20 protein-coding genes are annotated in these 22,917 nt (G+C 58.1%); 3 read left to right on the plus strand and 17 right to left on the minus strand.

What is annotated here, in order from left to right; all coding sequences use genetic code 11:
* Positions 1 to 77 precede the first annotated feature (77 nt).
* The 3 genes from IP76_RS06715 to IP76_RS06725 all read right to left on the minus strand — a co-directional run bounded on the left by IP76_RS06715 (position 78) and on the right by IP76_RS06725 (position 3,667).
* Positions 78 to 1,217, minus strand: a complete 1,140-nt coding sequence (locus IP76_RS06715; RefSeq protein ID WP_054157442.1) for a polysaccharide biosynthesis/export family protein — start codon at positions 1,215 to 1,217, stop codon at positions 78 to 80.
* A gap of 164 nt (positions 1,218 to 1,381) precedes the next feature.
* Positions 1,382 to 2,281, minus strand: a complete 900-nt coding sequence (locus tag IP76_RS06720) for an SDR family oxidoreductase (RefSeq protein WP_054157443.1) — start codon at positions 2,279 to 2,281, stop codon at positions 1,382 to 1,384.
* Between the two features lie 399 nt (positions 2,282 to 2,680).
* Complete coding sequence (locus IP76_RS06725; protein ID WP_306765469.1) at positions 2,681 to 3,667, minus strand: PAS domain-containing protein; 987 nt, start codon at positions 3,665 to 3,667, stop codon at positions 2,681 to 2,683.
* A gap of 479 nt (positions 3,668 to 4,146) precedes the next feature.
* On the opposite strand from IP76_RS06725, the gene IP76_RS23260 reads away from it, so the two are divergent.
* Positions 4,147 to 4,302 (plus strand): hypothetical protein, encoded by a 156-nt coding sequence (locus tag IP76_RS23260; RefSeq protein ID WP_197278312.1) that lies wholly within the window; start codon positions 4,147 to 4,149, stop codon positions 4,300 to 4,302.
* Positions 4,303 to 4,314: 12 nt separating this feature from the next.
* On the opposite strand, the gene IP76_RS06730 is transcribed toward IP76_RS23260, so the two are convergent.
* The 4 genes from IP76_RS06730 to IP76_RS06745 all read right to left on the minus strand — a co-directional run bounded on the left by IP76_RS06730 (position 4,315) and on the right by IP76_RS06745 (position 7,922).
* On the minus strand, positions 4,315 to 5,235 hold the full coding sequence (locus IP76_RS06730; protein ID WP_054157444.1) for a sugar kinase: 921 nt from the start codon (positions 5,233 to 5,235) through the stop codon (positions 4,315 to 4,317).
* A gap of 30 nt (positions 5,236 to 5,265) precedes the next feature.
* Positions 5,266 to 6,030 carry a GntR family transcriptional regulator gene (locus IP76_RS06735; protein WP_054157445.1) on the minus strand — a complete coding sequence of 255 codons (765 nt, stop codon included), beginning with the start codon at positions 6,028 to 6,030 and terminating at the stop codon, positions 5,266 to 5,268.
* 85 nt (positions 6,031 to 6,115) lie between these two features.
* Positions 6,116 to 6,745, minus strand: coding sequence for a YitT family protein (locus IP76_RS06740; protein ID WP_054157446.1), 630 nt, complete (start codon positions 6,743 to 6,745; stop codon positions 6,116 to 6,118).
* A gap of 4 nt (positions 6,746 to 6,749) precedes the next feature.
* On the minus strand, positions 6,750 to 7,922 hold the full coding sequence (locus IP76_RS06745; RefSeq protein WP_054157447.1) for an amino acid aminotransferase: 1,173 nt from the start codon (positions 7,920 to 7,922) through the stop codon (positions 6,750 to 6,752).
* 247 nt (positions 7,923 to 8,169) lie between these two features.
* Here IP76_RS06745 and IP76_RS06750 point away from each other — a divergent pair, with 247 nt between their 5' ends.
* On the plus strand, positions 8,170 to 8,571 hold the full coding sequence (locus IP76_RS06750; protein ID WP_306765470.1) for an Lrp/AsnC family transcriptional regulator: 402 nt from the start codon (positions 8,170 to 8,172) through the stop codon (positions 8,569 to 8,571).
* 57 nt (positions 8,572 to 8,628) lie between these two features.
* Here the strand turns inward: IP76_RS06750 and IP76_RS06755 are convergent, their stop codons facing one another.
* From IP76_RS06755 to IP76_RS06790, 8 genes are all read right to left on the minus strand, one after another.
* Positions 8,629 to 9,489, minus strand: a complete 861-nt coding sequence (locus tag IP76_RS06755) for a dipeptide ABC transporter ATP-binding protein (protein WP_197278313.1) — start codon at positions 9,487 to 9,489, stop codon at positions 8,629 to 8,631.
* The gene (locus IP76_RS06760; protein ID WP_082352438.1) at positions 9,486 to 10,334 is read right to left on the minus strand and encodes an ABC transporter ATP-binding protein; all 849 of its coding nucleotides are present in this window, start codon (positions 10,332 to 10,334) and stop codon (positions 9,486 to 9,488) included. The genes IP76_RS06755 and IP76_RS06760 overlap by 4 nt, the downstream gene beginning before the upstream one ends.
* A gap of 1 nt (position 10,335) precedes the next feature.
* The gene (locus IP76_RS06765; RefSeq protein ID WP_054157448.1) at positions 10,336 to 11,244 is read right to left on the minus strand and encodes an ABC transporter permease subunit; all 909 of its coding nucleotides are present in this window, start codon (positions 11,242 to 11,244) and stop codon (positions 10,336 to 10,338) included.
* A gap of 14 nt (positions 11,245 to 11,258) precedes the next feature.
* Positions 11,259 to 12,263: an ABC transporter permease subunit gene (locus IP76_RS06770; RefSeq protein WP_054157449.1), complete on the minus strand. Its 1,005-nt coding sequence runs from the start codon at positions 12,261 to 12,263 to the stop codon at positions 11,259 to 11,261.
* Positions 12,264 to 12,431: 168 nt separating this feature from the next.
* Positions 12,432 to 14,030: an ABC transporter substrate-binding protein gene (locus IP76_RS06775; protein ID WP_054157450.1), complete on the minus strand. Its 1,599-nt coding sequence runs from the start codon at positions 14,028 to 14,030 to the stop codon at positions 12,432 to 12,434.
* A gap of 499 nt (positions 14,031 to 14,529) precedes the next feature.
* Positions 14,530 to 17,610 carry an efflux RND transporter permease subunit gene (locus tag IP76_RS06780; RefSeq protein WP_054157451.1) on the minus strand — a complete coding sequence of 1,027 codons (3,081 nt, stop codon included), beginning with the start codon at positions 17,608 to 17,610 and terminating at the stop codon, positions 14,530 to 14,532.
* Positions 17,611 to 17,673: 63 nt separating this feature from the next.
* Positions 17,674 to 18,810 (minus strand): efflux RND transporter periplasmic adaptor subunit, encoded by a 1,137-nt coding sequence (locus IP76_RS06785; RefSeq protein ID WP_054157452.1) that lies wholly within the window; start codon positions 18,808 to 18,810, stop codon positions 17,674 to 17,676.
* Between the two features lie 34 nt (positions 18,811 to 18,844).
* Complete coding sequence (locus IP76_RS06790) at positions 18,845 to 19,453, minus strand: TetR/AcrR family transcriptional regulator (RefSeq protein ID WP_054157530.1); 609 nt, start codon at positions 19,451 to 19,453, stop codon at positions 18,845 to 18,847.
* Between the two features lie 184 nt (positions 19,454 to 19,637).
* Here IP76_RS06790 and glsA point away from each other — a divergent pair, with 184 nt between their 5' ends.
* Positions 19,638 to 20,603 (plus strand): glutaminase A, encoded by a 966-nt coding sequence (gene glsA / locus IP76_RS06795; protein ID WP_054157453.1) that lies wholly within the window; start codon positions 19,638 to 19,640, stop codon positions 20,601 to 20,603.
* 14 nt (positions 20,604 to 20,617) lie between these two features.
* On the opposite strand, the gene IP76_RS06800 is transcribed toward glsA, so the two are convergent.
* The gene (locus IP76_RS06800) at positions 20,618 to 21,742 is read right to left on the minus strand and encodes a tyrosine-type recombinase/integrase (protein ID WP_054157454.1); all 1,125 of its coding nucleotides are present in this window, start codon (positions 21,740 to 21,742) and stop codon (positions 20,618 to 20,620) included.
* A gap of 396 nt (positions 21,743 to 22,138) precedes the next feature.
* Positions 22,139 to 22,897 carry a GntR family transcriptional regulator gene (locus IP76_RS06805; RefSeq protein WP_245281409.1) on the minus strand — a complete coding sequence of 253 codons (759 nt, stop codon included), beginning with the start codon at positions 22,895 to 22,897 and terminating at the stop codon, positions 22,139 to 22,141.
* Positions 22,898 to 22,917 lie beyond the last annotated feature (20 nt).

Consider the following 22,917-nt stretch of genomic DNA (forward strand, 5'->3'; position numbering starts at 1 on the left):
GGACGCAGAACGGCTCAATTTTTTGTTTTCAAGCAATTGCGGACGACAAACTGCTGCGGACTTTTCAGCGAGCTGATTCAAAGACCTGGTGTTTTTGGAAGAGGAGCGGCCGGTAATGATGGGCTCTTCTGATAGATGGTGAACAGCTTTCCAAAGTCGGCCATGCCGGAATTGCCAGCATACAGGATGTCGCCATCGCGCATCTTGAACTGCTGCATCAGAGCGAGGTTACCGATGTCTTTCAGATCGGCGCGATAGATGGTCGGCCGCACCTTGACTGGGCCAGCAGCGACGGTTTTGCCGTCGATGACTCGAGACGGCACCTGAACCTGTTGACTGCGCAGGACATAGACCTGGCTTGCATTTGCGCGGTCGTCGAGCAATCCCCCTGCGCGTGCCAAGGCTTGTGCCAGCGTCATGCGACCGGGTTCGAAGGTGAACTCACCCGTACTTTTAAACGCACCCATCGCGGTAAAGCTCGGGGCGTCGTCTTCCAGATACAGCTGGTCGTCTGGCAACAAATACACATTCTGACTTTGGTCTTCGAGGATCCGCGCGAGTGAAACGCTGGCTTTTCGGCCGCCCCGGGTCAGCGAAACCATGGTGGCACCGGGTGCTGCGGATGCGCCACCCGCAAGCGCCAGGCCATCAAGCACGCGCTCCTTGCGGGCCGTCAAGCCAACGCGCCCCGGCTGGTGCACGAGCCCACCGATGCTGACCCCGCTGCCCGGACGCTCAACAACTGTTACGACCGCTTGCGGATTAACGGCCGATCCCTTGAGTCCCGCGACAATGCGATCCTGCAGAGCTTGCGGCGACGAATCAATTGCGCGCTGGCGTCCGACAAATGGAAGGTTTACGTTGCCCGAGGAATCGACAGTGAAGCGGCCGAGGGGTAATGTCTTGCTGTTTGCGGACGCAAAAAGCCCCTCCTCACCTGTATCGAAGATTGTAACGTCAATCACGTCTCCACGCCCCAACCGGGCATCTGAGTAACCGCTCGAGCGGAAGATCGAAAGCCCAGCGTCTCCCGCCGATGCTGGAGCCGCGTCCGAGGTGATCTCGCTCAGTGACGCTTCTTGAAGGCGGACAACGCGCACATTCCCGCCAGTGACAGGATCCTTCGTATTGTAGAAGCTTGAGGGAGACGGGCCGTCTGAAGGGGCGGCACATGCGCCAAGCAACAAGGCAAGCAGGACCGGATAGGTTTTGCGCATTTTGTTAACCGTGAAAAATGATAGGTGTCAGAGGGTTAACACCTACCGTTCACGGAGGATGTGCGCGGTGTCACGATAGGTCAGATCATTCTCGAGAATTAACACCATGTGGCGCTCGGGTCACATGGTGCCATTTCGGTTTAGTGGTGGGCGGTTGTCACAGATCAGGCAACCAATGATCTCAGATTGTCTGCAGAGGCCGCGAACCACTCCTCGTAGCTTTGCGGCGCACGACCAGTGAGGTGGCGGAAATCGTCTGTTGTCATCGACAGGCCGCCAACCCCAACAGTGGTGTCCACCGAGGCAAAGACGCGCGCTATCGGTTCTGGCAAGCCACTGCAGATCATCCCGTTCACGAGCGCTTCGAGCGGTACATCGACGACGGTTACATCTTTCGCCGTTGCTTGGGACAGCAGTGCTGCGACGTCACGATATGCGTAGGTTTTCGAGCCGGTGAGTGTAAAGGTCTGCTTGCCCTCATTGGCTTCAACCAGGGCCTTGGCCGCTGCGAGAGCAACATCGTCGCGGGCGATGTAGGCAACGCGGCCTTCGCCGGCCGACGAATGCCAATGACCGCTCGCCAGAGCCGTTGGGGCTTTCTTGTAGACGTTTTCGAAATACCAGTTTGATCGCAGAATGGTCCACGCAGGGATAGTGCTGGCCGCGATCGCGGCTTCTGTGCCTTCGTGGTCCGGGGCAAACAGCAGCGGCGAATTCGCCGGATCGGGCATGGATGTGTAGAGCAAGTGCCCTACGCCCGCTTGCTCGGCTGCCAGAATTGCAGCCTGGTGCTGGTTGAGCCGATGTCCCGGCCGATCAAGGCTGTTGGTGCTGATCAGCATCACACGACGCGCTTCGGCAAATGTATGTCGAAGAGATGAAGGCTCGTCGAAGTCCACCCGCCGCACCGTGACGCCGCGATCTTTCCATTCCTTCAGCGTTTCCGGTCTGCGGCTGGCAGCGACGATATCGCCCGCGGGCACCATGAGTGTTTCAAGGAGATGATGGAGAACGCGGCGACCCAGCTGACCGGAAGCGCCCGTAACGAGATATTGCGCTGACATGGCAATCCTTTCGGCGGATATTCTGCAGAACGGCTGTGACCGATAACATCAATGCGAGCGTTGGTTGCAGATTGGAACGCTGCGGTAAAGTGGAAGATGTTCACATCCTCGGCATACCGCCTGCAGCATGGACCGTAAGTGAGCATCGACAAAAACACGATTGTCGCGCTTTACGAGCACACGGACCTGAGCTTACATTCCCGTGCTTTTGCGGTCTGTGACATGCGTGTCTCAACCCTACGGGCGGTGCTTGATTCCAGGCAACTCACAGGCAGGCTGCGTATTCATAAGTTTCTCTGACGCGTGCCATGCAGATCGAACTTGATCAACAGGGCACGCGTCATAGCAACTGGAGGACGCAGCAGTTTCGCCTGAGCGTCCAGCTTGATGCCGGCAGTCTCAGGAGTCTGGGTTGGTTCGAACCCGGCTGAACGAAACCGATGAATCGTCCTGGAAGTGCAAGCCTTCCTTCTCGAAAGCTTCGCGAATTGCGATCAGCGAGGCAGGACGTGTCACCCGTTCGCCGCCAGCTTCGATGCGACGGATGGACGAAACCGATACACCCGAGATGCGCGACAGGTCGTCCAGTGTCCATTCCAGGATGGCGCGCGCCGCGCGAATCTGTGCGGGCATGATCGTCTGGTAAGAGTGATCGTCGGGCAGATGCGAGGCATGGATTTCGTCAGTCCGGATCAGGATGCCAATCCATTCATGCGTCTGGCCACCCTTCTTTATGATCGGAACGGCCCGCGCATGGAACCATTCGTAGATCCCGTCCGCCCTGCGGATCCGCAAATTGTTTCGATAGGGGCTGTTCGTCGACACTGCACGCGCCCAATCGGAAGCGACACGGCTCTGGTCTTCCGGATGCACGGCTGCCAGCCAGCCACCGCCCGCCGCCTGCATCTCGTTCTGACCGGTCAGGCCATTCCAGTTCGACTGGGTCAACGAGGTCCCGTCGCCACTGATGCGCCATTCCATGCTGACCAGAGAGCCCATGGCCTTCTGGCGGTCGAGCATATCCTCCAGCGCATGGCGGGATTCGTGCATCGCAGTCACGTCAAGAAGCATGCCGATTGCACGGCTCGGCTTGTCATGCTGGTCGAGGACTATTTCCGATCGAAGCTCGATCCAGCGAACGGTCCGGTCTGAGCGAATGATGCGGAAATCGCGGTTGACCGGAACGCCGAGGCGGATCATCGACCATAGATCTTCAACCAGCACCCTATCCTCCGGGTGAACTTGTTGAGCGATGCCGGAGATTTCGAAGGGTGTGCCGGGCTGCAGGCCGAGGATTCGGTAGAACCCGGTGCTTGGCCAGCATTTTCCACTTGAGACATCGCAGGACCAAAAACCAATGGTTCTGCGTTCTTCGATAAGTTTCAGGAAGTGTGCGGATGAAACGCCGGACGCCTTGAAGGGAGTTGTCGCAGTATCCGGTAGATTGACTGTTAGCTCGAAATTTTGCATTGAAGAAAATCTCTATCTCTTGGATAAGTTGTATTCTCGCTATTCTTCGTGTCCAATCTGCGAAGCTCCTCACTTCGAGATAGACCTGGCGCTTGGGAGGCGTTGAGGAGAAGGTAATTAAGTTTATCGCAATGGAGCAAGGGCTAATTGCCCTAAAGGGGAGCACTTGCCCAAATTAAATCATAATTGTACATCGTTTAAACAATTATGGGGTGTATCGACTTTTTGATTAAAGCCAATGCGAGCCGAAGTCACGTTTTTAGCGTCAAGGTCGAGAGCAATTTGCGGTCGCCGGTTCATCAGGATGGATATTTTGCCCGCGCTGGATCTTGTGATTCGCGTCACTTCCGTGCAGGGAAAGAGGGTCAAGTAGGACCAAGGTTGAAGAGGACCTCATGTCGAACGTGATCAAGTTCGAGCGCCCGCCCGAACCGAAGGTGCCGAAGCCCAAGAAGACGCTGTCGCCGATGCTGCGCCGCCGGCTGACTTGGGGCGCACTTGTGCTGGCATTCGTCGCGACCTGGGCCTATTTTACGCTGGCTGGCGCTTGACAGACGCGTAGGTCAAGTCGGCGCAACCTCGGTTGCAGAACGGACCAGAGCGCCTCTCGCACCGATGACACGCCCTGCAAGCAAGGCTCCTGCAGTTACGGATTGCTGGATTGTTGCGCCAGTGAGCTCTGCTGCGAGAAATCCGGCATTGAAGCTGTCTCCCGCGGCGGTTGTGTCTACAATCGCAGGGGCTGGAGGAACTGCAAGTTTTTCCAGGCTGCCGGCCCGGTCGAGGATTGTAATCTCTCCCGCGCCATTTTTGACGATGACGCGCTGCGCGCCCGTGTCACGGAAACGGCCTGCGGTTGCTTCTGGGTTCCTGTCGCCATAGTGGGCTGCTTCGTCATCGAAGGATGGCAAGGACAGATCGCTGATGGCAATGGCACGATTGATCCACCCACGCATGGTTTCGACATTGTCCCAAAGGCGAAGTCTGAGATTGGGGTCGAACACCACGCGACCTCCACGACCTGCAAAGCGTGACAAAGTGTCAATCAGCGTCAATCTGTCCGCAGGTGGCAGGATGGCGAGAGTTATGCCGGAGAAGTACGCGATATCGGCGCCGTCCAGCGCGGCCTCAAGGCGGGCCGGGTCACTGGCCAGCCGGCGGGCGGCACTGTCATTGCGCCAGTAGGTGAAGGAGCGCTCACCATCTTTCAGAGTGATGTAGTAGAGACCGATCGTCTTGTCGGTCAATCGCTGCACATATTGGGTGCCGATCTCTTCTTGGTTTAAGAAGTCGATGAGCCGGTCCGAAAGACCATCACTGCCAATCGCGGTGACATAGTCGATCTGCCAGTGGGCATCCAGGAGACGGCGCAGATACCAGGCGGTATTGAGCGTGTCGCCGGCAAAGCCCATGTTCAGTGCGCCGGGCGCGCCTGTTTCCGACAATTCGCCCATGCACTCGCCAATCGATACGATCCGTCCCATCTTGATTGAATTCCTTGTAGTTTCGATTGTCTATGAAAAGTTTGGGGTGGTCAGGGTCCGCCACGCGGGGACCGCGCGTTGGCGGTCATCAACGAAGAGCATTGGATCAAGCATGTCATGCTCCTCGATTTCTTCGATCATTCGGCCGATATGCAGACGCATAGCTTCGACCGCCAGCCGGTCATTCCCGGCTGCAATTGCTTCGATCACGGCTGCGTGCTCATCAACGACGAGGGTGATCCGCCCTGATTGCGGCAGGACCAATGAACGATAGCGGTCCAGTTGAACCTTGCTGCGCTCGATGACTGACCAGATGCCCGGGCAGCCGGCGATCTCGGCGATCAACTGGTGGAATGCGGTATCGATTACATGGATGCGGGCAATGTCCCCCTGCCCCGCGGCCTCCGCAAGTTCTCGCTGATTGGTACGAAGCAGCGCGATTGTCTCGTCGCTGGACCCCGCGATCGCCAGGGAGACAGTTGTTGCTTCAAGGGCAGTGCGGATCAGAATTGCCTCACGCAGCGCGCTGGCCGGTATGCGGGCAACACGAGTACCCGATTGTGGAACGATCTCCACAAGTCCCTCGTCGGCAAGTCGCAGCAACGCTTCGCGAATGGGCGTGCGGCTGACGCCGAAACGGGTCACGAGCTGCTTTTCGGCAAGGATGTCGAGAGGGCGCAGGCGCATATGGATAATGTCATCACGCAGTGTGGCATGGATCCGGTGGGCCGCACCCCTCGTCGTTGGCGGTGCAGTTGCATCGACGCCTATGTGGGTTTTGCCAATCGCAGGCATGGGAGATCAATCTCTGAGTCTCGAACTGATATACTAGTATATCAGTTCGACCGAGGGGTAAACACGCTTCAGTAGGTCCAAGTCCTCAGCTGAGACCCATGTAGCGTCCCGGCTTGTGATTGATCGCCAGAATAAGATTGGCAATGGCTGCACCCAAAACTGACAAGGCCAGTCGGTCGGCCGGAAGCACGAGATATGCGGCGCCGAGGATGGCAAGGTCGACGCCGAGTTGGAAGTAACCGGCGCGGAGCCCGGTCTTTTCCTGGAGATACATTGCCAGAATGTTGATGCCGCCAAGGCCGGTGCGATGGCGAAACAACATCAGCAATCCTGTTCCAATCAAGCCTCCGCCGATGACGGTGGCATAGAGTGGATCGAGGTGTGAGAAGTCGATCCACTGACTGTTTAGCCGCGACAAGACCGAAACCAGAGCTACGGCCGTAAACGTCCGGATGGCAAACGGCCAACCCATTCGCTTCACTGCGAGGAAGTAGAATGGGAGATTAATGAGGAAGAAGATCGGGCCGAAACCCCAGCCGCTCGTATAGGACACGAGAAGTGCGAGGCCGGCACTCGAGCCGACGGTCAGCATGGTTTTAGCATAGATCAGCGTGCCGAGGGAGACGAACATGGTGCCAGATATCATTGCCAGCAGGTCTTCATAGAGACGGTGGCGCTCGGCTCTCGCCTCGGTGTTGGCGATTGTCGTGGTCATGGCGTCATCCCAAAAGCGGCTTGAGAATGGATGCAACACGCGCGACGTCGGTCTTTTTCAGGCCCGCGATATTGATGCGGCCGGAGGTCGGCATATAGATCCCGTGCTGGGTCCGCATCGACAACACATCAGCTTCCGTCAAGGGCAGGAGCGAGAACATGCCTTGCTGTTCGGCAATTTGTGGTGCCAGTTGCCACGAATCCGAGAGCGCTGTTGCCAACTCTCGACGGAGTTCGTTCAGGCGGTATCGCATACTGTTGAGCTCGTCGGCCCAGGTCTGGCGAAGGCTGTCAAAGGAGAGAATGGTGCGCACTACGGCTGCTCCATGATCGGGCGGCATGGAGTAGCTGGTGCGCGCCATGGTGACGAGGTTGGTGCGCGCCGTATCGGCTGCGGATTGCGTTTCGGCGACAGCGAAGATCGCGCCGGTCCGTTCACGGTAAATTCCGAAGGATTTTGAGCAAGAAACAGCGACAAGCGCTTCAGGTGCTGCAGCAATCACCCGGCGCAGCCCCAGAACGTCCTCCTCGATACCGGAGCCGAAACCCTGATAGGCAGAGTCAATCAGTGGTATCAGACGGCGTTCCGCAATTGTGGTTGCAAGCTCCTCCCACTGGGCCGCTGTCAGGGTGGCACCTGTAGGATTGTGGCAGCTTGCATGGATCAGAACGGCATCGCCTCTTTGGGCGCTGCTGAGGGCCTTCATCATGCTGGAGAAACGAACGTCCTGCGTAGCTACATCGAAATACGGATGGGTCTCGACGGTAAGGCCGGTTGCGCCGAAGATGCCGGCATGATTCGGCCAGCTCGGTAGCCCGAGATGCAGGCGTCCGGTTCCGGCCCGCGCTATGAGCTCTGCGGCGAGCCGCAAGGCGCCGGATCCTCCGGGCGTCTGGACGCCGGCTGCAAGTTTTCCAGTTCCCGTACCACCGACAAGATCCCACAGAAGGTCAAGGAAGATGCGATCGCCTTCAGGGGCCACATAAGACTTGCTCTCCTGTGTTTCGAGGAGCAACGTTTCTGCTGACTTGACCGCTTCCATGACCGGTGTGCGGCCTCGATCGTCGCGATAGACGCCTACGCCAAGGTCGATTTTGTCGGGCCTGCCGTCCGCATTGTAGAGCCCGATCAAAGCGAGCAAGGGGTCTGTCGGCTGTGAGGCGAGTTTGTCGAACATGAAGCGAGCCTGCGGGGGAGAGGGATGGGTGTCGCACACATAGCAATACCGCAACGCAAAATCTTGTGCGATTTCGACAATTTGCAGGGGCATATCTTACAGGGAATTGCGTGCTTTAGGCAATTGCCGCAATGCAACCGGCCTTGCAGGGAAATCGCGGTCCATTCTGATCTGGGGGGATTGGCATATGATTGAACTGGATAAAACCGACAAGCGGATCATTCAATGTCTGCAGTAGGATGCAACTCTGACCAATTCTGAACTGGCAGAGAGGGTCGGTTTGACGGCGGCTCCCCTCTCCCGACGCCTTGCCCGACTTTATGAGACTGGTGTCATCCGCCAGGTCATCGCCGTCGATCCCGCCTGTGTCGGCCTGGGTTTCCAAGCCTTCATAGAGATCACGTTGCATCATAGCACACGCCATGGAAGCGGCCGGTTCGTGGAGCATGTGCGCCGTCTTCCCGAGGTGGTCGAGATCCATGCGGTGGCGGGGGGCTTTGATTTCCTTTTGAAGATCTCAGTGCGTGACATGGCCGACTACAAGCGGCTCATCTGGCAGGAGTTCGACCAGTTGACTGATATCAAGACGATCAACTCAATAATGGTCTTCGATAGCCCAAAGATCGTCTATGGCTATTTGCCGGAGTAGGCCTGCCACTCGTAGGACCGGAGAAGGCGCCGCTTGGCGCCCTCCCCTGCTCTCGTTTCATCCGGCTGCGAGGGCCAACTTGCGCTTGGCCATGCGGGCACGGATCGATTCCACATCTGCTCGCGGCGTGGCCGCAAACAGCGTGCGGGTGTATTCGTGCTGAGGGTCGGAGAACACCGCGTCGCGGCTTCCATATTCGACGGCCTCGCCGAAATACATCACCATGACTTCGTCAGCGATGTATTTGACGACCGAGAGGTCGTGGCTGATGAAGACATAGGTCAGGCCGAATTCATCCTGCAGGTCGGCAAGCAGGTTCAGAACCTGGGCCTGCACCGACAGGTCGAGTGCGGAGACCGGCTCGTCCAAGACAAGAAGCTTCGGATTGAGCATCAGCGCGCGGGCAATCGCGATACGCTGGCGCTGACCGCCGGAGAACATGTGAGGATAGCGGTTATAGTGCTCTGGACCGAGGCCGACCTTGACCAGCATCTCGGTCGCACGCTCGCGACGCTCCGCAGCACTCATCTTGGTGTTGATCAGAAGCGGTTCACCGAGCACATCGCCGATCTTCTGGCGTGGATTGAGTGAGCCATAGGGGTTCTGGAAGACGATCTGCACCTTCTGACGCATTTCAGCTGTCAGATGTCCCGGACGTGTATCCACCTTCTGGCCGTCGATCAGCAGCTCGCCGGCTGTTGGTTCGTCGATAAAGGTCAGAATGCGGGCAAGTGTCGACTTGCCGCAACCGCTTTCGCCAACGATCGCCAGGGTCTTGCCCTTTTCGAGCGAAAACGAAACGCCCTTGACGGCTTGCACGACCTTGGACGGCTTGAGAAAGCCGCCGGGTACATGATAGTCGCGCTTGATATCGCGGATTTCCAGCATCGGGTTGGTCGCGTTGATGTCAGCGCTCATGCAGCACCTCCCATGTCGGCGGCTTTGAGGAAATCGGAGACCGTCGTCAGGCGATCACCAGTGGCGTTTTCCGGCAGGGCCGACAGCAGTGCCTTGGTGTAGGGGTTCTGAGGGTTTTCAAATAGCGAAAGCACGTCGGCCTCCTCCATCTTGCGACCCTTGTACTGGACGATGACGCGGTCCGCGGTCTCTGCCACCACAGCCATGTCGTGCGTGATCATGATCAATCCCATGCCCGTCTCGAGCTGAAGCTTCATCAAGAGATCGAGGATCTGCTTCTGGATTGTCACGTCGAGGGCCGTCGTCGGTTCGTCCGCGATCAGAAGCTTCGGATTGCAGGCGATCGCGATCGCGATCATGACGCGCTGGCACTGGCCGCCCGACATCTGGTGCGGGAAGTGGTTGAGGCGATCCTCTGGGTTGGGCAGGCCGACAAGCTTGAACAGTTCAATGGCGCGGGCACGCCGTTCCGCTTTGCCGAGCCCCATATGCAGCTGCAAGACTTCCTCGATCTGGAAGCCAACTGTGAAACAGGGATTGAGGCTGGCGACAGGTTCCTGGAAGATCATCGCCACGTCTTTGCCGATCAGCTTGCGCCGTTCCGCAGGCGACAGTTTCTGGATATCGAGACCCTCAAATTCCATCTTGTCGGCAGTGATGCGGGCAGTCCAAGGCAGGAGACCCATAACGGCCAGCATGGCGACGGACTTGCCGGAGCCACTTTCGCCAACAATGGCCAGAACCTCGCCCTTGTTGACGGCCATGGATACACCGTCAACGGCCTTGAACCAGCCGTTGGATGTCTGGAATTCGACGGTCAGGTTCTGAATGTCGAGCAGTGCCATGTCAGGACCTCTTCAGCTTGGGATCGAGCGCGTCGCGCAGGCCGTCGCCCATCAGGTTGATGGCGAGCACCGTGATCAGGATGGCGAGACCCGGGAAAGTCACGACCCACCAGGCGCGCAGGATGAATTCACGGGCCTCCGCAAGCATTGTACCCCATTCGGGTGCCGGCGGCTGTGCGCCCATGCCAAGAAAGCCAAGAGCGGCTGCGTCGAGAATTGCATTCGAGAAAGACAGTGTTGCCTGGACGATCAGCGGTGCCATGCAGTTCGGCAGGATGGTGCGGAACATCAGGCGGAGGGGCCCTGCCCCCGCAAGGCGAGCGGCGGTGACGTAGTCGCGCGTTTTTTCCGTCATGACGGCGGCACGCGTCAGGCGCACGAAGTGCGGCTGCAGCACGAGCGCAATGGCAATCATACCATTTGTCAGGCCCGGTCCGAGGATGGCCACCAGCACGAGAGCCAAGAGCAGCGACGGGAAGGCCAGGATGATGTCCATCAAACGCATGATGGCAGTATCAAGCCAACCGCCATAATAACCGGCGATGACGCCGATCGCGATGCCGGTGGTCAGCGACAGCGTGGTGACGAAGACGCCGATGAACAGCGAATACTGCGAGCCGTAGATCAAGCGCGAGAGGATGTCGCGGCCGACGGGATCGGTGCCGAGCGGATAGCTCCAGTTTCCGCCTTCCATCCATGCCGGCGGAAGCAGCACCACGTCGCGATACTGTTCGAATGGCGAATGGGGGGCGATGACGCCGGCGAAAACGGCAGTCAGGACGAGGGCGAGGAAGACGACGAGGCCGATGACAGCGCCGCGGTTTTCCGAGAAGTAGAACCAGAATTCAGCCAGCATCTGGCGACGCATCTGCGCGCTGCTGACGACCTGATTAGGGGAAATCTCTGCCATGGGAATTTATCCTTCTAGTGGCGGATGCGCGGGTTGATCAGGCCGTACAGCAGATCAACGATCAGGTTGACCACCATGATGATGCCGGCGATCAGCAACAGGCCACCCTGGATGACGGGGTAGTCGCGACGGAAGACGCTATCGACCATCCATTTGCCGATACCCGGCCAGGAGAAGATCGTTTCGGTCAGGATCGCGCCCGCGAGAAGCACGCCGATCTGCAGGCCAATGGTCGTGATGACGGGGATCATGGCATTGCGCAGGGCATGCAGGCTGACGACGCGGAAGGGCGAGAGGCCCTTTGCACGGGCCGTGCGAATATAGTCTTCTGACAGGACTTCGAGCATGGCTGAGCGTGTCTGCCTGGCGATGACGGCCAGCGGGATGGTCGCGAGCACGATGGTCGGCAGGATCAGGTGGCTGACGGCCGATGCGAAGGCCCCCTTCTGGCCGGATAGCAGGCTGTCGATTAGCATGAACCCAGTGACCGGGGGGAAGAAGAACATCAACGAAATGCGGCCGGATACCGGGGTCCACTGCAGGATACCGGAAAACAGAATGACGAGCAGCAGGCCCCACCAGAAAATCGGCATTGAATAGCCGACAAGAGCAATGCCCATCATGGTCTGGTCAAAGAAGGAGCCGCGCTTGATAGCTGCGATGATGCCTGCGGGAACGCCGATCGCGACCGCAAGCAGGATCGCACAGATCGACAATTCGACGGTTGCTGGGAAAAGAGCAAAGAATTGGTCGATGATCGCACTCTTGGAGACGATCGAGGTGCCGAAATCCCCGGTGAGCACACCGCCGAGATAGTCAAAATACTGGAATACGACGGGACGATCCAGACCCAACTGCGCGCTGATCAGCGCATGGCGCTCGGGTGACATCACGCGCTCGCCGGATAGCAGCGCGACCGGGTCGCCTGGCAGCAGGCGGATGAATGCGAAGGCGATGACCGAGACACCGAGGAAGGTCGGGATCAGGACGGCGAGCCGTCGCAACAGAAAGCCGAACATGTGTGTGACCTGTTGTTGTTATCTTGAAGGAGACCGGCATCGCGCCTTGATCATCCTTGGTTTCCACGAAGCGTCTGTCGCTTCCGGTCGATGCCCGCCATTGGCAGACAGCATCAACAAAATTCGCCGCGGGCGCAATGGCCCGCGGCGAGATGCATGTTTGATCGATTACTCGGCGATGTCGACGTTCTCGAAGGTGAAGTCACCAAGCGGGCTCTGGACGAAACCAGTAACTTCCTTGCGCATCGGCACGACGGACAGGGAGTGGTCGATGGTCGCCCAAGGAGCTTCCTTCTTGAAGACGGCCTGAGCCTGTTCGTAGAGCTTGGTACGTTCGGCCTGGTCGGAGGTGACCTTGGCCTTCTTTACGAGCGTGTCGAACTCTTCGTTGCACCACTGTGCACGGTTGTTGCCGCCAACACCGTCGCAACCCAGGAGGGTGTCGAGGAAGTTGTCCGGGTCGCCATTGTCACCGGTCCAGCCGAGCATGACGGCGCCGTCGCGATCCTTGGCCTTCGAACGGTCGAGGTATTCGGCCCATTCGTAAGAAACGATCTCAACCTTCACGCCGACCTTGGCGAAGTCGTCCTGCATGATTTCAGCGGCGCGACGTGCGTTCAGCATGTACGGACGCGAAACAGGCATAGCCCAGATCTTCATCGACAGATCCTTGACACCAGCTGCTTCGAGTTCCTTCTTGGCAGCGTCGAGGTCGTAGGCGTCGTCAACAGTGGCTTCACTGTAAGACCACATTGTCGGCGGGATCGGGTTCTTGGCAGGTGTTGCCATGCCCTGGAAGACGGCGTCAACGATCGCTTCCTTGTTGATCGCCTTGTTCAGCGCCTTGCGGACTTCAGGCTTGTCGAAAGGAGCCTGCGTCGTGTTATAAGCGAGATAGGCAACGTTCAGGCCTTCCTGTTCCATGACGGTCAGGGCCGGGTCGCTCTTCATGGCTTCGACGTCGGCTGCGTTCGGGAAGGGCATCAGGTGGCATTCGCCAGCCTTGAGCTTCTGATAGCGAACAGCGGCGTCCGTGGTGATCGCGAAGACGAGGTCGTCGATCTTCGGCGCGCCACCCCAGTAGTCGGCGTTCTTCTTGTAGCGGATGGCTGCGTCCTGCTGATAGGCGACGAAGGAGAACGGACCCGTGCCGATTGGCATCTGGTTCAGCTGTTCCTTCTTGCCTTCGGCTTCGAGCTTGTCAGCATATTCCTTCGATACGATCGAAGCGAACGGCATGGCGAGGTTCGCGATGAACGGTGCTTCCGGACGGTTGAGCGTGATCTTGACGGTCAGATCATCAACCTTTTCCATCGACTTGATCAGTTCCGGGAAGCCCATGGAGGCTGCATATTCCCAGGAGCTGCCGGCGACATACTGGTTCCACGGATGGTCAGCCTTGATCTGGCGCTCAAGCGAGAAGATCACGTCGTCGGCGTTGAGTTCGCGGCTCGGCGTGAAGAATTCGGTGGTGTGGAACTTGACGCCCGGGCGCAGCTTGAAGGTGTACTCGGTGCCATCAGCGTTGACTTCGTAGCTTTCGGCAAGGCCGGCTTCAGCTTCGGTCGTGCCGGGCTTGAATTCCATCAGGCGGCTGTAGACGGGATGTGCGGAGGCATCGAAAGTCGTTCCGGCGGTGTACATGCCCGGGTCGAAGCCCTCGGGCGAACCTTCCGAGCAATAAACGAAGGTCTTGGCGCTGGCGGCGCCGGAGAGGAACGTGGCCGCGAGCAGAGCTGCAGCGGCGAAGGCGAACTTGGTTTTCATCAGTAGTCTCCCAATGGCGACGGGTATGCCCCTCGCCGGTTCTTCTGGTCCCGCGGCGCGTGAACCGCGCCCGTGTTTTATGAACGTCGGCTTTGATCGACATCCTGGCAAACAGTCAGAACGAGATGGGTTGGTCGCAAATAAGCTACCATTCCAAGCCCGGTCTTCAGGTCGCTGATGCAGTGTCTTATCGGCTCTGAATGCGATGTAAAGAGAGAATCTGCCGTATTCTGCCTACAATTCGGTCCGGTTTTCGCCCCGATCAAGGATTTGTAGAGCATAATACTAGAGGCTACAGCTTGTCACGTGAGTTTAACGTGATTTAGCGGAATGTGAGAATTGCTGGAAATGCCGGATTTGGCGATGGCCCGGAGCCGGTTTGGACGGCGCTATTTGGCGAGTGCGGAACCAATCTGACGTAAACGAAAATTTTATCAGTCGGTCAAGAAATTTCGTGTCAGAAGATGAGGAGGAGCCCGGCAGGGCTCCTCCTCCCCCTTCAGTCGGCGCGCTGGATTTGGGGAGAGCGGCCGAAGAAGAGCGAGTAGGCGGCAGGCAGGACGAGGATGGTCAGGACTGTCGCGACCAGAATGCCACCCATCATGGCGTAGGCAAGCGGTCCCCAGAAGATGCCGCGTGAGATCGGAATGAGTGCCAGGACGGCGGTCAGGGCCGTTAGTGTGATGGGTCTGAAACGACGCACCGCAGAGCCGATGATCGCCTCGCCGCGATCCATGCCAGCCGCTATATCTTGGTCGATCTGATCAATCAGGATAATCGAGTTGCGGATGATGATCCCAAGGAGTGCGATGACGCCGAGGATGGCGACGAAGCCAAAAGGTGCACCTGAGATCAGCAAGGCAGCAGATGCGCCGATGATGCCCAGCGGACCGGTTGCCAGAACCAGCATTGCCTTGCCGAAGTGCTGCAGCTGGATCATCAGCAGGACGACGATGACAAGAAGCATGATCGGTGCCTTTGCGGCGATCGATTGTTGACTTTCAGCGCTGTCCTCTGCTCCGCCCTGGATTTCAACGGCGTAGCCAGGTGGTAGGTTGTCACGCAGCGGCTGAAGTTGGTCGAAGATCCGCATGGTGACATCATTTGACTGAACGCCATCCGGAAGCGTGGCGCGAACGGTGATCGTTGGCAGTCTGTCGCGGCGCCATTCGATACCTTGTTCGAGGGCCGGGACGACCTTAGCGATCTGTGACAGAGGGATAAATGCGCCGAGATCGGTCGGGACATAAATTGAGTTGACAGCTGTCAACAGGCGCCGATTCTCTTCCGGTTCCCGCGCAACGATGGAGATTGTTTCTTCTCCCGCGCGGACATCAGCCAGCGGCGCGCCGCTCATTGTCGCCTGCAACATCTGTCGAAGTCTCTGTGAACTGACGCCCAGGGCGCGAGCTCGGTCCTGGTCGACAACGAGCGTCATTGCGGAGACTGGTTCGAGCCAATCATCATGCACGGCCTGAAGAACCGGATCGGCATGGAAAGCGGCTTTCACTTCATTCGCGATCTTTCGAACTTCATTGCGGTCTGGACCCGTAACGCGCATCTGCACGGCCCATCCGGTCGGCGGCCCTAGGAAGAGGCGATCCACCTTGCCGCGAACGGTCGGGAAATCGGAGGCGAGAACGCCCCGTAACTTCACGATCAGGCGTTCGCGGGCAGCCTCGTCTTTGGCCATGACCAAGAGCTGGGCGTAATTGGGATTGCGCAGTTGCTGGTCCAGCGGCAGGAAGAAGCGGGGCGCCCCCTCCCCGATATAGGTCGCGACAAAGCGCTGGTCCTCATCCTTGAGGACCGTGGCTTCGAGACGCTTCGCTTCAGCCTCGACTTCCTTGATTGACGTGCCTTCGGGCAGCCAGAGGTCGACCAACACTTCCGGCCGAGATGATTGCGGGAAAAAGTTCTGCGGAATGAACTGAAAGGACCAGAGGCTTGTCGCGAAAATGCCGAGTGTCGCCAGCACGACCAGGATCCTATGCTTGACGGCAAAGCCAACGGTCGCACGCAAGCGCCGATAAAACGGAGTGTCGAAAACGTCTTTGTGTTCGCCCACATGCGGGCGATGCTTGAGCAGCATGTAGCCGAGCCAGGGGGTGAAATAGACGGCCACGAACCATGATACGACCAGCGAAATGCCAACGACATAGAACAGTGAGCGGACGTATTCGCCAGCAGTGGATTCAGCGAAGCCAACGGGAATGAATCCCGCGGTGGTGATCAGCGTGCCGGTCAGCATAGGGAAGGCAGTCGAGGTGTAAGCAAAACTGGCCGCGTCGATCTTGCTTAGCCCCTCCTCCAATTTACGTTCCATCAGTTCAACCACGATCATTGCATCGTCGACCAGAAGGCCGAGCGCAATGATCAAGGCGCCGAGAGAGATGCGCTGCAGATCCAGTCCAAGCTCGTACATGATGGCAAAGGTCGCGGCCAACACGAGGGGGATGGCAATTGCGATAACGAGACCAGAGCGCCAGCCGATTGAGAGAAACGACACCACCAGCACGATCAGAAGCGCCTCCCCAAGGGCCTTGGAGAACTCTCCCACCGCCTCGCGGACGACCTCTGGCTGATTGGAGATCTGAGACACCTCGACGCCGAGCGGCAATCCGGCCTCAAAGCGGCCAAGTGTTTCTTCCACGGCCTTGCCGACATCCGTGACCTTGAAACCCTTCGCCATGACCACGCCGACCTGGACGGAGTCTTGGCCGTTGAAGCGGAACTTCCGCTGATAGGGATCTTCCAACCCCTCGCTCACGGTGGCGATATCGCCAAGTCGCGTCACCTGTCCGCCGGCGCTCAATCGCAGTTCCCGGATGTCTTCAGCAGCACTCAGTCCGCCATCGACGGCGATCCTGACGGAGCGGGAGCCCGTGTCGATCGATCCCGTGGCGTCGATCGCATTCTGGCCGGCCAGTGCCTCTTGAAGATCGGCAAATGTCAGGCCGCGTTCCGCGAGGGTCTGTGATGAGACGTCGATGAAGATCTTCTGTGGTTGGTCGCCGAGAATGACGGCCTTCTCAACGCCCTCGGTCGCAAGTAGTACGTCGCGTGCCTGAATGGCGTATCCTTTGAGCTCCGGATAGGAGAAGCCTTCTCCGGTCAGAGCGTAAAGGGTGATAAAAGTGTCGCCGAATTCATCGTTGAAGTACGGACCGAGCAAGCCTTCCGGCAGCTCGTTTTCAATGTCGCCGACCTTCTTGCGCACCTGGTAGAAAGCATCTGCCACGTCTTGAGCCGTTGTGTCGCCATTGACCTGGAGCGTGATGATGGCCGAGCCGGGACGGGTATAGGACTTCACCCAGTCGAGATGAGGAGTTTCCTGCAGTTTCCGTTCGATCTTGTTGACGACCTGATCCTGCATATCGGTGAGTGAGGCACCAGGCCAGAAGGCCTGGACGACCATGACACGGAAGGTGAAGTCTGGATCTTCCTTCTGACCCATGCGCATCAGGCCGAACAAGCCCGTGAGGAGGATCAGGGCAAACAGAAACCGCGCGATGGAGGGATGCTGGATGGCCCAGCGGGACAGATTGAACGAACCCGGGGCTGCAGGTGAGGTGCTCATGGTGAAATATCCGAGGGGAGGGGCTGACCGTATCAGCGAAAAGATGAGGGCAGAGCGGGGAGGTCAGCGCGTCGACGCTGTGAGTTCTCCGCTTGCCAGTTGGGACAGGGTATCACCCTCAAGCGCGACCTTGAGATCCTCCCGCATGAATTGGGTACCAGCCACGATGACGATGTCCCCTGCGCTCACGCCTTGTGAGATCTGCACGCCCGCTTCCGAAAATGTTTCGAGAGTTACGCGACGGGAGTGAACCGTCTGGCCATCTCGCTCTACGGCCCAGACAATCGGGGCGTTTTCGGCATCGCGCGCAAGGGCAGAAAGGGGTAGTTCGAAAAGCTCTTTTTCGGCGCTCGCCTGAGCTACCACCCGCGCCGTCATTCCGAGCAGGATGTCAGGATTGTCAGAGACTGAAATACGGACAGAGAAGGTTCGGGATGCCGGATCGGCGCTGCCGGCGACCTCTCGAACCGTACCCTCAAGCTTCAGACCTTCCTTCGACCAAAGCCCAACATCGACCTTCTTGCCGACCGAAAAGGCGAGGATCTCGTTTTCAGGAACTGCGATGAGTACTTCTTTTTCGCCGTCGGCTGCCAGAGTTACGACCGGATTGCCCGCTGGGACCACCTGCCCTGCATCGGCATTGATTGCTGTGACGATGCCGGGACGGTCTGCCTTTAGCTCCCCGTATCCGACCTGGTTCTGTGCCTGCTCAAGGCTGGAACGGGCGCTGTCGCGATTGGCGACGGCCTGGTTGAAGGAAAGCTCTGCCTGCTCGAGCTGTGCCTTGGTGCTGACTTGCTGGCGGAAGAGTGCTTCTGCACGGGCCTTTGCGAAGGCTGCCGTTTCGACCTGCCGTTCGGCCGATGCAAGATTGGCTTCAGCGCTTTTGAGTTGAAGCACGTAGTCGGCCACATCAAGACGTGCCAGAACCTCCCCTGCGACGACCCGGTCACCGATGTCGACCAGCCGTTCGGTAATCTTGCCGGCGACGCGGAAGCCAGTGGCAGCCTCGCTGCGAGCTTTGACGATGCCAGAGTAGCGGAGTTCGCGGGCCTTGGCGGCGGGTGCTACTTCAACCACCTTCACCGGCCGTGAAGGTGTTTCTGTGGGAGCCTCTGCTTGCTCCTCAGTGCATGCAGAGAGCGTGAGGACTGCCAGAAGAGGCAAAACAAGACGGGTAGATGAGAAGGAAAGGGACATCGGACAATACCTTGGGGTGCGGAAAGGGGGGAGGTCAGACCTTGAGGGCCTTGATTGCAAAATCGGTCAGTTCTTCCGGCGTAACGCGGTTGGGTTTGCCGACGCATTGGGCGACCAGTTGCGGATGGTGCAGCGCGATCGTAGCGGCTCCAAAAGCACGTGCCGCTGCATCGGCATCCCCTTTGCGGAACTCGCCCTTCTCCATGCCATCGGCGATGATTGTCGCCACCACGTCCTGGATCTTGTCGATAAACTCATCGATGACATTCCATTCGCGTTCGATCGCAACCAGCACCATCTCGTGCACCCGCTGCTCGACCAGCATCATGTCGACGGTGAACTTGAAATGCGCGAGGGAGTAGTGACGCAGCCTCTCTTCGGCACTGGCTGGCATTTTGGCTGCATCCTCGGCAATCGTCAGGCTCTGTTGCAGCATTCGCGCGCAAAGCGCCTGATGGATTTCGGCCTTTGATGCGAAGAAGCGATAGATGTTCGCGGGTGACATGCCGAGATCTTTGGCAATGTCTGCGACCGTGGTCTTGGCATAGCCATAGTGACGAAAAAGTGCCTCTGCCGCATCCAAGATGCGGTGATTGCTTTCCTGGCGCCCCGGTTCCAGCGCGTTATCTGCAATTGCTGACATGATAAATCCTGAATGCTGACGAAAATCGAATTTCGTCATTCGTAAAACGAAAGGTGATATGAGTCAATCCTGATGTTCCGGGAACAAAATCCAAGCAGGAGCATCTTGCTCCCGTGGTGCCGTCCACAGCGGCGCGGTACTGAATTCGGCAGTCCGGAAGAGGTGTATTATTGTGAAGCCGCAAATGACCGAGTTGAACCTCCAGACGACCCTCAACGACGTTGTCACTGAGGTGCGCAAGGCGAGCCCTGAGATCCTCGAAAAGGCGACTGTCGAGGCGGACGCAGCCGGAAGGCCCGCGCCGCGCAGGACGGATTTTGAAAAGTTTGGAATTGCCGTCTTCATGAAGGACGGCCAGATGGCCGCGGCTGGAAATGCAGGCGTCAGCTTTCCAATTCAGTCAATTTCCAAGGTCTTTGCCGTGGAAGTAGCCCTTGAGGCTATCGGCGAGGCATTGTGGAAGAGGGTAGGGCGAGACCCGTCTGGCGACCCTTTCAATTCGATCATCGATCTGGAGCGCGCGAAAGGCATCCCCCGCAACCCTTTCATCAATGCCGGCGCGCTTGTGGTCTGCGATGTTTTGGCATCCCTCAAAGGCCAAAACAGTCCAAATCGGCATGTCATTGCGCTCTTTGAACGTATGCTCGACGGTCAACCGATTGAACTTGATGATGATGTCATGGCCAGCGACCGTACAGGGGGAGATCTCAATCGATCACTGATGTTCATGGCCCGACACTTCGACAACATCACCAATCCAGTCGAGGAGGTAATGGATACCTATGTTCACCAGTGTGCGATCAAACTAGATTGCCGTGGCCTCGCGAAAGCAGGTCGCTTTCTGATCCTTGATGATCCCAAGGATGATGACGAGGTGAAACTCAGTGCGGCCCGTAGGGCGCGGCGCATCCTGTCAATCATGATGCTCTGCGGGCTGTATGACGGATCAGGCGATTTCGCCTATCGTGTTGGACTTCCTGCAAAATCCGGAGTCGGTGGTGGTATTCTTGCCATCGCGCCGCTTCATGCATCTATTGCCGTCTGGTCCCCCGCGCTCGATCCGATGGGGAACAGTTGGCTTGGGGCTCTCGGTCTGGAAATTCTGACCTCGAAAACAGATTGGTCTGTCTTCGGTGCTAGCCGCTTGTGATCGACTGGATGGCTCTAAAGCCCCGATGCCTTGGTCAGGTTGATGCGGAAGCGGTCCCGACGCCGCTGATAGCGGCGGGTCATCTCGGCTGATGCATGCCCGAGGTGCTTTTGGACATAACGCTCTTCCACGTCTGCTGACGATGCGAGCCCGGCACGCAATGAGTGCCCTGAGAACTTAAGGGCGCGGTCTGTCTCGCTCAGGTCGCCGCCGATGCCTGCCGCCATGGCGGCACGCTTGACCAGCCGCGCGACTTCCTTGTCATTCAAGCGATCGGGGCCGACGGATTTTCCTTGCCCAGTGATGCGGCGGAACAGGGCCCCATGCGCAAGTTTGGCGAACTTGATCCATGTTTCGATGGCTGCAACCGGGCAGCTTGCGTCGGCTGAACCCCGTCCAATCTCCACTTCCCGCCAGCCGGTCTTGCCGCGCAGGGTTACAACCAAGCCTTGGTCGAGGATTTCGATCCAGCCTCGACCCTCCTCGGTTTGATCGGGTTTCAGATCAAGCCCGACGATTTCCGATCGCCGAAGGGCGCCGGCATAACCGACAAGCAGCATGGCACGGTCGCGCATTCCCCGAAGCGTTCCTCGTTCGAGCGTATCGATCATCGCGAGGATGTCTTCGCCCATCACCGCTTCCTTCTGCGCAGGCGGGCGAGCATGGAGGTTACGGATACCCGCCATCACCGTGGTGATGTGGCGGTCCTTGCGATCAAGGACGAGGCCACGCTGCGCGTAATTCCAGGATAGTGAGGAAAGGCGGCGCTCGATTGTCGCGACCGAATTCGGCTTTGCGCCACGATCGCCAGGGCCGGCGGCGGTGCCTGAGGTGCAGGCGGTGATATAAAGGCCGACGGTCTGCGGATTTGCAGGAACGACATTGATGTTCGATCTCCGACACCAGGCAGCAAAATGTTTCCAGTCAGATGCATAGGCCTTGCGGGTGTTGGCGGAACTTGCTGCCTCGACATAGGCCCGCGCCCGCGCGGTCAGGTCGGCCAGATGTGCAGGGTCTGCGGCGCTTTCAGCGGGGGAGGCGGGCGATGTCAGAGCGGCATCACTGGGAGCCACAATACCCGGCGGTGAAGAGCTCACCTTGACGCAATCTTCACTGCTTTGATCGATGATTTGGGTCATTCAACCCACTAAGACCAAAATGTCCGATAATGCAAGATTATCGGACATTATTGATCGACGACGGGGAGTGCAGTTATCGGGCCAAATGGGCGGCAAACTGCACGTACCGTTTTTGAACTCAAATGACCGGAACGTGGTGTTCGCCCGTCGGCGGTACCGATGACCTCCCGGCCGACAGCGGGGGGAACATGAATAAATACGCAGGGATTTAGGAATGACGGCCGCAGTCTCTGTTTCCAGGCGGATGCTGGACTTACAGATAGGCGCCTTCCAAACCATGGCAGAGGTTATGCCTTGGCTGTTCGCGACGCTCGTTTTCCTCTCGGCCACTTGAATCTAAGCCAGAAGGATCGCTTTGGATGGTTTTAGCTCTTTCCGAGGGGGAGTTGCTGAAGATCACAGCTCTTCCTTCAAGAGCAGTGATCTGGCGATTTCAGAGGCCTCTTCAATATGCGATCGGCAGGCCCGCTCTGCTGCTTTCGGGTCGTTGTCTGCAATGGCATTGAAAATTTCTCTCATCCGGGCAGGTCCAGAGACTGTGCGATTGCGTGTCGAAAGCGTCATCACTCTCAGGCGGGAGATACGTCCGTTGAGACGGTTCACGATTTCCCAGGCGATGACATGCCCACCGGCCTCAAACATGACTTTATAGAACTCATGTGTCGCATCCAGAATTGCGGGCGGAGACTGGTTCTTTGACGTTTGATCGAGTTCATCGAGGGCTGTTGCCAGTTTGGCCTTGATTGCCGCATCGGCTCGCCTCGCACAATCTGCCGCCGCAGTGGCTTCGAGAGCCAATCGGATCTCGTAGATTTGTCTGGCATCCTCCCAGCTAATCCGTGCGACCGTGGGGCCCTGCTTTGCAACGTTTTCGACCAGCCCCTCTGATTCCAGATGGCGGATGACTTCCCGGATCACGGAGCGCGAGACACCCATCTGCTCGCAGAGGTTCCGCTCGACCAATCTTTGTCCCGGTTCAAAAAGGCCCGAGATAATGGCGCGCCGCAGCCGGTCGAGAGCAATCTCCCTCAAGGTCACGGGCGGGGTTTCGATCCGCAGATCGGCAAGGTCATTGTCTTGTTTCAGCATCATTCTTCCATAGCTGCATTTTTTGTCACCAGCAAGGTCTTGACACGTTGTCTGATGGTATACCAACATGTGGCATACACATCAGA

This window comes from Rhizobium sp. AAP43, from assembly GCF_001296045.1.
In the GTDB taxonomy this organism is placed as follows: domain Bacteria; phylum Pseudomonadota; class Alphaproteobacteria; order Rhizobiales; family Rhizobiaceae; genus Allorhizobium.

What these genes read in the sequence shown, in the direction of transcription:
- IP76_RS06715 (WP_054157442.1), bottom strand. Translation starts at nt 1,217, where the DNA reads ATGCGCAAAACCTATCCGGTCCTGCTTGCCTTGTTGCTTGGCGCATGT.
- IP76_RS06720 (WP_054157443.1), bottom strand. Translation starts at nt 2,281, where the DNA reads ATGTCAGCGCAATATCTCGTTACGGGCGCTTCCGGTCAGCTGGGTCGC.
- IP76_RS23260 (WP_197278312.1), top strand. Translation starts at nt 4,147, where the DNA reads ATGTCGAACGTGATCAAGTTCGAGCGCCCGCCCGAACCGAAGGTGCCG.
- IP76_RS06730 (WP_054157444.1), bottom strand. Translation starts at nt 5,235, where the DNA reads ATGGGACGGATCGTATCGATTGGCGAGTGCATGGGCGAATTGTCGGAA.
- IP76_RS06735 (WP_054157445.1), bottom strand. Translation starts at nt 6,030, where the DNA reads ATGCCTGCGATTGGCAAAACCCACATAGGCGTCGATGCAACTGCACCG.
- IP76_RS06740 (WP_054157446.1), bottom strand. Translation starts at nt 6,745, where the DNA reads ATGACCACGACAATCGCCAACACCGAGGCGAGAGCCGAGCGCCACCGT.
- IP76_RS06745 (WP_054157447.1), bottom strand. Translation starts at nt 7,922, where the DNA reads ATGTTCGACAAACTCGCCTCACAGCCGACAGACCCCTTGCTCGCTTTG.
- IP76_RS06755 (WP_197278313.1), bottom strand. Translation starts at nt 9,489, where the DNA reads ATGAGCGCTGACATCAACGCGACCAACCCGATGCTGGAAATCCGCGAT.
- IP76_RS06760 (WP_082352438.1), bottom strand. Translation starts at nt 10,334, where the DNA reads ATGGCACTGCTCGACATTCAGAACCTGACCGTCGAATTCCAGACATCC.
- IP76_RS06765 (WP_054157448.1), bottom strand. Translation starts at nt 11,244, where the DNA reads ATGGCAGAGATTTCCCCTAATCAGGTCGTCAGCAGCGCGCAGATGCGT.
- IP76_RS06770 (WP_054157449.1), bottom strand. Translation starts at nt 12,263, where the DNA reads ATGTTCGGCTTTCTGTTGCGACGGCTCGCCGTCCTGATCCCGACCTTC.
- IP76_RS06775 (WP_054157450.1), bottom strand. Translation starts at nt 14,030, where the DNA reads ATGAAAACCAAGTTCGCCTTCGCCGCTGCAGCTCTGCTCGCGGCCACG.
- IP76_RS06780 (WP_054157451.1), bottom strand. Translation starts at nt 17,610, where the DNA reads ATGAGCACCTCACCTGCAGCCCCGGGTTCGTTCAATCTGTCCCGCTGG.
- IP76_RS06785 (WP_054157452.1), bottom strand. Translation starts at nt 18,810, where the DNA reads ATGTCCCTTTCCTTCTCATCTACCCGTCTTGTTTTGCCTCTTCTGGCA.
- IP76_RS06790 (WP_054157530.1), bottom strand. Translation starts at nt 19,453, where the DNA reads ATGTCAGCAATTGCAGATAACGCGCTGGAACCGGGGCGCCAGGAAAGC.
- glsA (WP_054157453.1), top strand. Translation starts at nt 19,638, where the DNA reads ATGACCGAGTTGAACCTCCAGACGACCCTCAACGACGTTGTCACTGAG.
- IP76_RS06800 (WP_054157454.1), bottom strand. Translation starts at nt 21,742, where the DNA reads ATGACCCAAATCATCGATCAAAGCAGTGAAGATTGCGTCAAGGTGAGC.